This is a genomic window from Bizionia sp. (assembly GCF_048259285.1).
GTDB lineage: Bacteria > Bacteroidota > Bacteroidia > Flavobacteriales > Flavobacteriaceae > Algorimicrobium > Algorimicrobium hallyeonense.
This window is the reverse complement of sequence record NZ_JBLXHU010000003.1, coordinates 25342-37926: the sequence shown is the minus strand read 5'-3', so window position 1 is coordinate 37926 and position 12585 is coordinate 25342. Positions and strand designations below refer to the sequence as shown.

The following is a 12585-nucleotide window of genomic DNA, read 5'->3' as shown; positions in this document are numbered from 1 at the left end:
ATAGTATTAACCTTTTCTTAATATTGGAGAAAGGTGTTGTAATAATTAAATGAATTGCCTTATTTTTGCTTTATGCAAAACACACCTTATTATCAGCAAGCCTTTGTGGATTACTTGGATGCGTATATTCAAGAAAAAGAACCAAAATCGTTATACAATCCAATTAATTATATATTACAATTAGGTGGAAAACGCTTGCGTCCTGTTTTAACTTTAATGACTGCAGAGATTTTTGATTGTCACTATACCAAAGCGTTAAATGCGGCTTTAAGTATTGAAGTTTTTCATAATTTTTCATTGGTTCATGATGATATTATGGATGATGCACCTCTGCGAAGGGGTCAAGAAACCGTTCATGAGAAATGGGATTTAAACACGGGGATTTTATCCGGTGATGCCATGCTAATTATGGCGTATCAGTTGTTTGAAAACTATGAGCCCGAAACGTTTCAAGCACTTGCTAAATTATTTAGCAAAACAGCTTTACAGGTTTGTGAAGGTCAGCAGTATGATGTAGATTTTGAAACCCGTGACGATGTGTCTATTCCTGAATATTTAAAAATGATTGAATACAAAACAGCCGTTTTGGTTGGTGCTGCTATGGAAATGGGTGCAATTGTTGCGCAGGTTCGGGAACAAGATAAACGCAATATGTATGAGTTTGGTTTAAATTTAGGAATTGCCTTTCAACTACAAGATGATTATTTAGATGCATTTGGCAATCCCGAAACATTTGGAAAACAAGTTGGTGGTGATATTATTGAAAACAAAAAAACTTATTTATATTTAAAAGCCTTGGAGTTTTCTAGTGATGATGATAAGCAGCAGCTTTTACATTTATTCAGTTTAAAACCTACCGACCAGACCAATAAAATAGAAACCATTAAAGATATTTTTAACACCTCTGGCTCTAGTTTAGCAACCAAGCAGGTTATAGAGGAATATACCAATAAAGCTTTTGGTATTTTAGAGCAGCTACAAATTTCTGAAGAAAAAAAGATGTTATTAAAAACGTTTGGTCAGCAGTTAATGAACAGGAATGTATAATGCAATTACCTACAACTTTTACCGATTTAATTGATGAAGCCAATCAGTTCGAACTCTATCAGAAGTTAATTCAGCAATTGAATAAGGATTTAGCTTTGGCAAATGTGGATTTGGAATTGGATCTGGAAATACTCCCAACTAGTTTAAAATTCATGTTGCATGAAATGGTTTATAAATTAATCCAAGAAAAGTTCATGGATTATTTAAATCTGCTCTACATTATTGATGTTTCTGAAACCAAAGTTCGCGAGTTGGACGGTTCAGATACCATTATTATGGCAGAACAGGTGGCTTTTTTAGTGCTACAGCGCGAGTGGCAAAAGGTTTGGTTTAAAAATAAGTATTCATAAATTTATTTTTAAAAATAAATTCTAAAGAACGGCATCCAAGAACTTCCATAAATACTCTTATCTCTATCATACAGCACATCATAACGAATTCCAATAGCTGTAGACACGCGCCCACTACTTATGGTGTAACCAGCGCCTAAAAACAATGCCGGATACCAATAGTTCTCGTCTGCAATTAGAAGTCTATTTTCCCAATTCCGACTCACATTTAATTCTTCAAATTCAGCTGAAAGCTGCAATTGTGGGATAGGGTTAAAAAGTCCAAGAACACTTCCACCTAAAATAGTAGATTTGTAATAGTCCTTTCTAGAAGAATAGGTTCCGTTTAGTGAAACACCCATGGCAAATTGCGGGTTAAAACGATAAATAGCACTTGGTGCCAACGTCCCGCTGAAGTAATCACCAGAAAAACTTAATCCAACGGCGCCACCAAAGCGAACATGACTCCAAAAATCATTTGAATTATTTTGTGCGGTAACACTCATAGTAATGAGGCAGAAAAAACCTATGAAGAAACTATTTAATTTATGAAATAAAGAATCCTGTTTCATTTTCAAAATTTTAGTTAATTACATGTTATAAATGTAAGAAAACCATATCTAATTTTAGTAAAAGTTGTACTTTTGTATAAATTTAGTCTGAACGATTCAGTTTTAATTCATTTATGGATAAATATTCTTTTTTAAACGCAGCACATTCAGCATACTTTGCTGATTTATACGACCAATATTTACAAAACCCAGATTCTGTCGAGCCAAGTTGGAGAGCCTTTTTTCAAGGTTACGACTTTGGTAGTGAAAGCTATGGCATAACAGACAAGGTGGAAACAGAGCAAGTTATGGGAACGGATGTTTCCTGCGAACATGTTTCTATTAGTGTCACCAAAGAATTTCAGGTATTACAATTAATTGATGGGTATCGTAATCGTGGACATTTGTTTACAAAAACAAACCCTGTTCGTGACAGACGTACGTATTCGCCTACTTTGGCTATTGAAAATTTCGGACTATCAGAATCCGATTTGGATACCACCTTTAATGCAGGAGACACCATAGGTTCTGGCGTAAAAACATTGCGCGCCATTATTAAGCATTTAGATAATATATATTGTCACTCAATAGGAGTAGAATATATGTATATCAGAAAACCTGAAGAAATTAAATGGTTTCAGGAAAAATTGAGTATTAATGATAATCTGCCAAATTTTGATGCAGATCAGAAGAAACATATTCTTAAAAAATTAAATGAAGCCGTTTCCTTTGAAACCTTTTTACATACCAAATATGTAGGACAAAAACGATTCTCTTTAGAAGGAGGTGAGTCTTTAATCCCAGCATTAGACGCCTTAATTGAAAGTGCTTCGGATTATGATGTGAAAGAATTTGTAATGGGAATGGCACACCGTGGCCGTTTAAGTACATTGACAAATATTTTCGGAAAATCGGCTAAAGATATCTTTAGTGAATTTGACGGTAAAGATTATGAGCAGGAGGTTTTTGATGGTGATGTGAAATATCATTTAGGTTGGACCAGTGATAGAGAAACCAATAACGGCAATAAAATTAATTTAAATATTGCCCCAAACCCGTCGCATTTAGAAACCGTAGGCGCCGTAGTTGAAGGTATAGTTAGAGCTAAACAAGATGATAAATATGCCGATAATCCATCGCAAGTATTACCAATAGTTGTTCATGGTGATGCTGCTATTGCAGGTCAAGGCTTGGTGTACGAAATTGTTCAAATGTCGCAGTTAGATGGTTATAAAACGAGTGGAACCATTCACATAGTTGTTAATAACCAGATCGGTTTTACTACCAATTATTTGGATGCACGATCTAGTACATATTGTACAGATATTGCCAAAGTAACACTATCTCCTGTATTACATGTTAATGCAGACGATGTGGAAGCTGTTGTTCACGCCATGTTATTCGCATTGCATTTCAGAATGAAATTTAAACGCGATGTATTTATCGATTTATTAGGCTATAGAAAATATGGTCATAATGAAGGGGATGAGCCACGTTTTACACAACCAAAATTGTATAAAGCTATTGCAAAACATCATAACCCAAGAGATATTTATGCTGAAAAGCTTATTTCTGAAGGAATTATTGATGAGGATTATGTTAAAAAACTGGAAGAAGACTATAAAAATAAATTAGAAGAAAATTTAGAAGATTCTAGAAAAGAAGATAAAACGGAAATCACACCATTCATGCAAAACGAATGGGAAGATTACACAACTGCGGACGAAAATAAAATGATGGAACCGGTTGATACAACTTGTAGCAAAGCCGATCTAGAAAAAGTAACGAAGGTTATTTCAAATCTTCCAAAGGATAAAAAATTCATTCGTAAAATTGAACGCTTAATACAGTCTAGACAAACCATGTTTGATGAAAACAAACTGGATTGGGCTATGGCAGAACATTTAGCTTATGGAACCTTATTATTAGATGGTAACGATGTTAGAATTTCTGGTCAAGATGTGGAGCGTGGAACGTTTTCTCACAGACATGCCGTTGTAAAAGTAGAGGATAGTGAGGAAGAAATTATCCTTCACAATCAATTAAGTGATGATCAAGGTAAATTCTATATTTATAACTCATTGCTATCAGAATATGGTGTTGTAGGTTTTGATTATGGTTATGCCATGGCAAGCCCTAGAACTTTAACTATTTGGGAAGCCCAGTTTGGCGATTTTAGTAATGGTGCACAAATTATGTTGGATCAATACATCTCTGCAGCCGAAGATAAATGGAAACTTCAAAACGGATTAGTTATGCTTTTACCGCATGGTTATGAAGGGCAAGGAGCAGAACATTCTTCCGGACGTATGGAGCGTTATTTGCAACTGTGTGCCAAGGATAATATGTTTGTGGCCGACTGTACAACGCCAGCCAATATGTTTCATATATTACGCAGACAAGTAAAAGCTGAATACCGCAAACCTTTAATTATATTTACACCAAAAAGTTTGTTGCGTAACCCTAAAGTGGTTTCAACCGTTGACGAATTTGCAAATGGAAGTTTCCAAGAAGTAATAGACGATCAGGAAATTAAAACTACTGATGTAAAATCATTAGTATTTGTTACTGGTAAGTTCTATTATGATTTACAGGAAGAGCGCGAAAACTTAAATCGTAAAGATATAGCTTTGGTAAGAATAGAACAATTATTCCCATTGCCAACAGAAGCTATTAGAGGGGTAATGAAGAAATATAAAAATGCCGAAGAAATTGTTTGGGCTCAAGAAGAACCAAGAAACATGGGCGCATATAGCCACATGTTAATGCATTTGGACGAAGCCAAAACATTTAGAGCGGTATCGCGTAGACCTTATGGAGCACCAGCAGCTGGTAGTTCTGTACGTTCTAAAAAACGTCATAAAGAAGTTATAGACTTCGTGTTTGACAAAACGAAAAACAACCAACATTAAAATATTAAAAACTAAAACAGTATCACGATGATTTTAGAAATGAAAGTTCCTTCGCCAGGAGAATCTATTACAGAAGTAGAAATTGCAACATGGTTAGTTGCGGATGGTGATTACGTAGAAAAAGACCAAGCTATTGCAGAAGTAGATAGTGACAAAGCAACTTTAGAATTGCCTGCCGAAGCTAGTGGAACCATAACACTTAAAGCAGAAGAAGGTGACGCTGTAGAAGTTGGAGCGGTTGTGTGTTTAATTGATACGTCAGCTGAAAAGCCAGGAGGCGGATCAGAAAAGGATGCGCCAGAATCCTATAAAGGTGGTGGCGATGAAGGTGGCGCTACAAAAAAAGAAACCGAGGAATTAGTTAAAGATTTGGATTCAGATAAGAAGAAATCTAATCATGATAAAGCATCAAATCCTGCTAATAAATCATACGCATCTGGTGTTGCTAGTCCTGCAGCTAAAAAGATTCTAGCTGAAAAAGATATGGATGCTTCAGAAATTTCAGGAACTGGAAAAGACGGTCGCGTTACTAAAGATGATGCTGTAAAAGCAGTGCCTTCTATGGGAACACCAACAGGTGGAAACCGATCAAGCACTAGAAGTAGAATGTCTATGTTAAGGCGTAAAGTAGCAGAACGTTTAGTGGAAGCTAAAAATACAACGGCTATGCTTACTACGTTTAACGAAGTAGATATGTCACCAATTTTTGCATTGCGAAATGAATACAAAGAAGCTTTTAAAAACAAGCATGGTGTAGGATTAGGCTTTATGTCTTTCTTTACTTTAGCTGTTGTTAGAGCTTTGAAAATGTATCCAGATGTAAACTCTATGATCGATGGAAACGAAATGATTACTTATGATTTCGTTGATATTTCAATAGCTGTTTCTGGTCCAAAAGGATTAATGGTTCCTGTAATTAGAAATACCGAAAATTTAACCTTTAGAGGTGTTGAAAATGAGGTGAAACGCTTGGCTCTTCGCGCACGAGATGGGAAAATTACGGTAGATGAAATGACAGGTGGAACGTTTACCATTTCTAATGGTGGTGTTTTTGGAAGTATGCTTTCAACACCAATTATCAACCCACCTCAAAGTGGAATTTTAGGAATGCACAACATTGTTGAAAGACCTGTAGCTATTGATGGTAAGGTTGAAATACGTCCAATAATGTTTGTAGCCTTATCTTACGATCATAGAATTATTGATGGTAAAGAATCTGTAGGTTTCCTAGTAGCAGTAAAAGAAGCATTAGAAAATCCAACAGAATTATTAATGGATAATAATGTTATGAAAGCTTTAGAGCTTTAATAAAATACAATTCTATATAATACGAAAGCGCTACTTCTAAAAGAAGTAGCGCTTTTTTCTTGAATACATAATAACTAACTTACTAAAAAAAGCAAACAAGAATATTTAGCGATATAACAAGAACGACTAGTACGATAATCCCGAAAACGAAAAATTTACTCATGTTTGAATTTTGCATGATTTCAAGGTTGTTTGGTAGATTGGAATGTTCCATTTTATTTGTTTTTAAAGAAGAAATAATCTAAAAATAGAAAACTCCACATCTTTGATTAATAGCATGATAAAGGTAACAATAAAGAATCATTTAAGAAATACGTAGAACTACGTATTTTTTGATTTTTACATTAGAATCTAAAAAAAGGGCTTTTAATCAGATGATTAAAAGCCCTCTATTAAATCCCCTCAAATAACTAACTAATAGCATGGTAAAGGTATGTTACATAAACCATATAAAAAATACGTAGTTCTACGTATTTTTGCTGCTTTTCATTTATAGCGCAAAAAAAAAAAGACCTTAAAGGTAAAACCTTTAAAGCCTTTTGATATTCAACCTGTTACTGTAAAACAAGGTCTCCGATTAATAGCACTGTAAATATACGCCATCCTTCTGTCTTGTGAAATACGTAGTTCTACGTATTTTTATTAGGACTCTAAAAACTGTTCGTTTTCTTTAGCAAATAGAGAAAGACTATTGTGCTTGGATTCCAGGTTTAGTTTTTTAATAATATTACTCTTGTGTTTTTCTATAGTTCTACCAGATACAGATAGGGCATTGCCAATTTCATTAGCCGTTTTGTTTTGAGCTATTAACGATAACACCTTAATCTCTGTTTTTGTTAATTCGCTTAAGGAATGCGGTCGTTGGGTGTTAGTTTGTGAATTCAAATATTGAGCAATTTCTGCACTAAAATAGGGTTTGTTATTGGTTACGCTTTCAATACAAAGCTCAATTTCTTCAATGGCAAATTCTTTTAAAATATATCCAAAAATTTTTAATTCTTGAGCTTTATCATACAACTCTTCACCTTTATCAAAGGTTATTAAAATAATTTTAGTCTTAATCCCATTTTTTAAACACTCTTCCGCTACCTCCAGCCCCGTTAAAAAAGGCATCCTGATATCTAGAATAGCAATGTTTGGTTTGTGTTTAACAATTAAATTATAGGCTTCTTTACCATCCTTCCCACTACCCAAAATATTATACCCCTTGGACTTCAAAAAATCATGAAGCCCACGTAACATGAGTGGGTGATCGTCCGCTATAATAATTGAAGATTGCATGTGGTGGTTAGTTAATAGGTCTTTAGTATAAAGATAAGTAAATTTAAGATGTTGAAGTTTTATCTTACAGTTTTAAATATAAATATTTCTTTTCATAATCAATTATGCCTTTTCCTTTCTTTAAAATATCAGCACCTATAATACCATCCACTGGTTGCGCATTATGATTGATTAATGCCGTGTTTACATGGGTTAGATTAAACAAAATTAGCGGAACCTTATCTTGTTTCCATTGGCCAATTTTAATTTGATTTTTTTTCGAAATCTGCGTCAACATATCTATGGCACCAGCTCCTGCAGCCTTGACTTCAGAATCAATAACCTTTAGCTTAAAGGTTTCAATAGCTTCAAAACCCACACAAGAACTAGAAGCACCAGTATCTAATATAAAATTACCTTTTATACCGTTGATAGTCGATTTGATTTCAAAGTGATTGGTTTTGGTTAACTTTAATTTTATTTTGGTGTAGCCTTTTTCTAAAAGAAAGTCTTTAAGACTGGTTTCTGGTTTTTCGCTCATTCGTTTTTCCTTTTCTGATTACCAAAAATACAATAATTAAAAGCGCTAAAATGCCAAGGATGTAATAAACTGTTTGGTCTTTTGCTGTTGGTGCTACAACGTTACCGTAATATACAAAGGCACTCCAATAATAAGGCGATTTTTTAATGTTACTAATTGAATCATCATGTAAATACATTAATTTGGATTGCCTATTAGCGGTAAAGACAGAGTTTGTTTCTTGAAGTGATTTGTAAAAAAATGACATTAATGTAGCTGTGGAAGCATCGTTAATTTGCCATAATGAATACAGCACATTTTTAGCTCCTGCATATTGAAAACCTCTGGCAATACTCATGGCGCCTTCACCCTTTTGAAGTTTGCCAATTCCTGTTTCACAAGCGCTTAAAACCACTAAATCTGGACGTATATTTAAACTGTACAATTCATTTAGTAGCATAGGCTCATCAGAAAAAGCTAAACTTGCTGGATTGCTAAAATCGCCACCAGTAGCATGTGTCGATAAATGTAAAATACTAAATTTTGACGCATCATCCATAAAACGCTGTTTAGTAGCTTGTGTATGCATATAAAGCGAAGCATGCGTTTCCTTTTTTATGGCTTCCGCTTCCTGGATGGAATACGTGAGCGGTTGATTTGTGTTTTCAAAAACCGGAAAAATGCCCAATAAACTCGTGTTTTTAGAAGTTTTTTTTGGTTGTAGATAAAATGCCAAACTAGAATTATAAACAACCGCTTGTTGCGTTACAATAAATGGCATATCCTTAAAACTATTCGTTTCCATTTGCTCTGTTAGTAAAGCTTCAAAAGGGATAAAATTGAGGATGCCATCTGGAATAATGATGAGGTTTTTAGAAGGTGATATTTCACTTAAATTAAGCTGCTTGTATAAGGCGTGTGCTTGGTTGGTAAATGCCTTAATATTATTGTTAATAAAAGAAGGGTCATCAAATAAATGAATAAAGCTTGTTATGCTATTCGTATAGGTTTCTGTTATAGGTGTTTTAATAAAAGCGGTATTTTCTTCGGAAAAGATAAAGTGATATACCGCACGTTGGCCATAAAAATATAGGATGAGGTTGGCATCATCCTGTTGTAATTGTTTATGAATCTCCGAACTGGAAACCCGATTTTCAATTTGTGGATACCGATCTGCAATTGTTTTTTGAAGTCTTTTTAGTTGGACACTAATATCTAAAAGCTGGGTGTTTAGGCTATCATTTTTAATAGCTTGGTAACCCAATTGTTTTTTAATCATGATAGTAGTTAATTCTTCTTGTTCCCGTAAAAGAGCTTGTTCTTTAAGAAGTAATGAATCGGTTGGATGTTCTTCTAAAAGTGTTTTCTTCTGAAACATATCTTTTAAAACTGAAGCTTTTTGCATTTCTGAATATTGCAAGGCGCGCTCAAAAATGGTTGGATCAGATGATTTTTGATAAATTTTATAAAGTAACTCCAAACAATTCTCACTGCGTTTGCGGTTGGCAGATTGATTCGCAATTTTAGATTCTTGAGATGTTACATTTGAAGTAATTAAACGCGAAACGTAAAAACTTAAATCATAATACTGAAGCGCTTTTTCTGAATCAGATTGAAGTCTAGCTAACAAATCGAAAATATCTATAAAGGTGTTTTCTGGGTATAAAGTTGTTCTGGCAGGAACAGCCTTACGTTCCAAATTTGGGAGTAAGGTATGTAAGGCTACTTGTAATTGCTGATTTGCTTGTTCAAAATCGTTTAATAAATAGTGTAATTGCCCTTTTTCTAAACGGTTTTTAGCTATTTCCCTCAAAGTAAGCGAATCCCGTTTTTGATATATTGTGGAAAGATTTAAATGTTTTAAAGCCGACTCATAATCACCTTTTTTTAAAGCTAATTCATAGGCCAAACGATTGGTATTGTACAGCCCATCTTGATTTGAAAATATCACATCATTATCCAAATTATAATTGGAAGTGCCAGCTATAGCTATGGAACTGGAAGCTTTTAAAGTATTCAGTTTATTTTTTTGCGTTTCTGATATGTTAGGAATATTAGCTGTTTTTTTAATCAAATTTAAAACGGATTCATGCATGCCTCGCGTTTGGTATAACACCGAAAGATTAATAATGCCCGAAATATAATGTGTGTTATTTTTGCTTTTTTCTGCCAAAGCAACATATTGCTTAATGGTATTTTCTGCATTGGTGTAATTGTTTGTTTTGGTATATAAATTACCCAATGGTTTTAAGCAGTACTCTGTAATATCATAATCAGAAATGGTGTAAAGCTGATTTTTATTATAGCGTGTTCTTGCTGCTTCGTAATTTAATATAGCATCTGGTAGTTGGTTGTTTTCGTTTAAATAATAGGCTTTATTGCAAAGTAGAAATACATAGGCCAATTCCTCATTTTTGGAAGATATCTGATTTTTGAAAGTGGTTTCTTTCGTACTTAAAACTTGAAAAGTTTGTTGGTTTTTATGGGCAATAAATGTTTCAGTTGCCGAATAAATGGCATCCTCTAAACTTTGGGCTTGTACCTGAACTTGAAACCATAAAAACACAGCAAAAATCCAAAATTTTGGAATTGCAAACGGCTGCTTGTTTTTGAAATTTTGCAAATAATGAAACATTAATTCTAATAGATTCTTGAATGATTTTTAAAACTTCCAGATGGCGTATAATTGTAAATAGTTGAAATCGTCTTTGAAATTAATAACATATCGTGCGCCAATACTAGGGCCAATTCGGGCAAATCCCGCCGTAACATCTAACAACAAGCCTGCTTTAAAATTGGTAAAGGAATTGGATTCCTTGTTGGAAGTTGAGAAACTATTAATAACAAAATCATCTGTTCTACCTTCAAATTGTTCTACTAAAAGGGCTTCAGTTTCTTTTTCGCTGATAGATAACATTCCCTGTAAACCAGCACCAATTCCAATATAATTATTAATGTTGTAACGCATTAATACAGGAATCTCCCAGTCTATGTTTTGATAACTTGCGTTGGTAGTAGTACGTTCTAAAAACTCAAATCCTTGAGCCTCTCTAACAAATTGTTCGGAAATATGGGTTTCGGCATCGTAGCTATGAAAACTGTTTAACACCTCCACTTGCCAATACCAGCGATACGATTTATATGGAGAAATGGTAGCACCCACAAAATAACTTTCAGAGTTTTTTAAATCGGAAAACGAATTATATCCAGCTTTGGCGCCAATGGAAATGCCAGGAACAAATCTGGTGGTGGAATAATTAGTTATAATTGGATCGTTTTTATCAAAAATAATGGCCGTTTTACTCTTGGTTTTTTGTTTGTGAAAATCTTTCGCAAATTTAATATTGTATTTTACGAAACCTTTGGTGGAATCATATGCCTTCACGTTTTTTTGTTCGCTACCAGGTAAATATATATTCTTAAAAGTAAAGATTGCTTGCGTATCTGTAAACGTTGTATCTAAACAACTGTAGCGTACTTCTATGTTTTTAGGGCAAATTTTACATTTTGGATACATATCGGTAACTTCAATGGTAGATTTATCTAACATATCTGGAATATCTGTTTCCAAGCGGATGGTTCTGGCTGGACCTTCGCCATTATTCTGAAATTTTATTTTATACTTTAAGGTTTTAAAACGGACTAAACGGTAATTCATAAAGGTGCCATTACTCGCCATTTTGTTAGGGTCATGAGATGTTACAATTTCCATTTCCATGTCTTTCACTTTATGATTGTCATAATTAGAGTCTGGGACATACACACCGCGAATAGAAATTATGGCGCTCGTATCCTTCAACATTTCAGGCGGTGTTCTTAAGGTGAAAAAAACATTGCGTTCCTCATTAGGTTCCATATCATTAAACGCCAATTGCTGTGAATTTCTATAATAGGATTTGCTTTCTTCCAACGTTAGAGGTAAGTTGGTTTTAATAGTAGAATCTTGTGGTTTGGCTTTGAGGTGAAACAATCCATTTTCTGCTGAAGCCATTAAGGTTTGATCGGCATCATCCACTGTATTAGTAAAAGCAAATTCAGGAGTAATGAGTTGCTTTTCATTATGATAGGTTCGGGTTTCTAATAATTCAAAATTATCGGTTTTATACGCTTTTTCATTATAAAATAAATAGAGTTTCCCATTAGTCTTATAATTTAGGTAGTTTTTATAACGCATAATTACCACCATATTTTCATTTGGCATAGGTTCTCTATTGCGCTCTAAAAGTAAATCCTCACTCATGGAGGCTTCATCTTGAAAATCGTTATTGGTTTGGGAAACTGTTATTTTTTTAGGTCGTGTGCTTGGTGGTTTTCCGGTGTCATAATGATTGGTTGCCCAAAGTTTTACCTCATAATCGCCAGGTTTTTTAAAGTTGTGTTTTGGGTTTTCTTCTTTGCTGTAAGTCCCATCATCAAACTCCCAATAATAAGAATAGAACGCTTTTGGAGCTCCTGCAATTTGTTCTAAAATTGGTGTTTCTGGTGTAAATTGTATGGCGTTATTCTCTACACGATGCTTAATAGTTGCTACACGCGGAATACTATCTGGAGCTTGGATCTCTTGTGCAGAAAGCCAATGAAAACAACAGCTAAAAACGAAAAGTGTTAAACAGGTTCTCATAGTAAAATGGGTTAGGTACTTGCTAAAATACAAAAAG

At 34.2% G+C, this 12585-nt stretch carries 9 protein-coding genes; 4 read left to right on the top strand and 5 right to left on the bottom strand.

Annotated elements, in window-relative coordinates:
- Positions 1-72 precede the first annotated feature (72 nt).
- Both ACN0QX_RS02090 and ACN0QX_RS02085 read left to right on the top strand, forming a co-directional pair.
- The gene (locus tag ACN0QX_RS02090; protein WP_417195278.1) at positions 73-1047 is read left to right on the top strand and encodes a polyprenyl synthetase family protein; all 975 of its coding nucleotides are present in this window, start codon (positions 73-75) and stop codon (positions 1045-1047) included.
- Entirely contained in the window at positions 1047-1397 is a 351-nt protein-coding gene (locus ACN0QX_RS02085) for a hypothetical protein (RefSeq protein WP_417195277.1), read from the top strand. The genes ACN0QX_RS02090 and ACN0QX_RS02085 overlap by 1 nt, the downstream gene beginning before the upstream one ends.
- Positions 1398-1405: 8 nt before the next feature.
- Here ACN0QX_RS02085 and ACN0QX_RS02080 read toward each other — a convergent pair whose 3' ends face one another.
- Positions 1406-1948 carry an alpha-ketoglutarate decarboxylase gene (locus ACN0QX_RS02080; RefSeq protein ID WP_417195276.1) on the bottom strand — a complete coding sequence of 181 codons (543 nt, stop codon included), beginning with the start codon at positions 1946-1948 and terminating at the stop codon, positions 1406-1408.
- A gap of 113 nt (positions 1949-2061) precedes the next feature.
- Between ACN0QX_RS02080 and ACN0QX_RS02075 the strand changes: the two genes are divergently transcribed.
- Together ACN0QX_RS02075 and odhB are read left to right on the top strand one after the other, a co-directional pair.
- Entirely contained in the window at positions 2062-4839 is a 2778-nt protein-coding gene (locus tag ACN0QX_RS02075; RefSeq protein ID WP_417195274.1) for a 2-oxoglutarate dehydrogenase E1 component, read from the top strand.
- Between the two features lie 27 nt (positions 4840-4866).
- The gene (gene odhB, locus ACN0QX_RS02070; RefSeq protein ID WP_248397500.1) at positions 4867-6147 is read left to right on the top strand and encodes a 2-oxoglutarate dehydrogenase complex dihydrolipoyllysine-residue succinyltransferase; all 1281 of its coding nucleotides are present in this window, start codon (positions 4867-4869) and stop codon (positions 6145-6147) included.
- 642 nt (positions 6148-6789) lie between these two features.
- Here the strand turns inward: odhB and ACN0QX_RS02065 are convergent.
- The 4 genes from ACN0QX_RS02065 to ACN0QX_RS02050 form a co-directional block, all read right to left on the bottom strand.
- A complete protein-coding gene (locus ACN0QX_RS02065; protein ID WP_248397502.1) occupies positions 6790-7428 on the bottom strand; it encodes a response regulator transcription factor in 639 nt (212 codons plus the stop codon).
- A 64-nt stretch (positions 7429-7492) separates the two neighbouring features.
- Positions 7493-7948 (bottom strand): retropepsin-like aspartic protease, encoded by a 456-nt coding sequence (locus ACN0QX_RS02060; RefSeq protein WP_248397504.1) that lies wholly within the window; start codon positions 7946-7948, stop codon positions 7493-7495.
- Positions 7920-10550, bottom strand: coding sequence for a CHAT domain-containing protein (locus ACN0QX_RS02055; protein ID WP_417195271.1), 2631 nt, complete (start codon positions 10548-10550; stop codon positions 7920-7922). Before ACN0QX_RS02055 ends, ACN0QX_RS02060 begins: the two co-directional genes overlap by 29 nt.
- 39 nt (positions 10551-10589) lie before the next feature.
- Entirely contained in the window at positions 10590-12548 is a 1959-nt protein-coding gene (locus ACN0QX_RS02050; protein ID WP_417195269.1) for a PKD domain-containing protein, read from the bottom strand.
- Positions 12549-12585: the final 37 nt, after the last annotated feature.

Coding starts and splice junctions, on each gene's coding strand:
- ACN0QX_RS02090 (WP_417195278.1), top strand. CDS start 73: ATGCAAAACACACCTTATTATCAGCAAGCCTTTGTGGATTACTTGGAT.
- ACN0QX_RS02085 (WP_417195277.1), top strand. CDS start 1,047: ATGCAATTACCTACAACTTTTACCGATTTAATTGATGAAGCCAATCAG.
- ACN0QX_RS02080 (WP_417195276.1), bottom strand. CDS start 1,948: ATGAAACAGGATTCTTTATTTCATAAATTAAATAGTTTCTTCATAGGT.
- ACN0QX_RS02075 (WP_417195274.1), top strand. CDS start 2,062: ATGGATAAATATTCTTTTTTAAACGCAGCACATTCAGCATACTTTGCT.
- odhB (WP_248397500.1), top strand. CDS start 4,867: ATGATTTTAGAAATGAAAGTTCCTTCGCCAGGAGAATCTATTACAGAA.
- ACN0QX_RS02065 (WP_248397502.1), bottom strand. CDS start 7,428: ATGCAATCTTCAATTATTATAGCGGACGATCACCCACTCATGTTACGT.
- ACN0QX_RS02060 (WP_248397504.1), bottom strand. CDS start 7,948: ATGAGCGAAAAACCAGAAACCAGTCTTAAAGACTTTCTTTTAGAAAAA.
- ACN0QX_RS02050 (WP_417195269.1), bottom strand. CDS start 12,548: ATGAGAACCTGTTTAACACTTTTCGTTTTTAGCTGTTGTTTTCATTGG.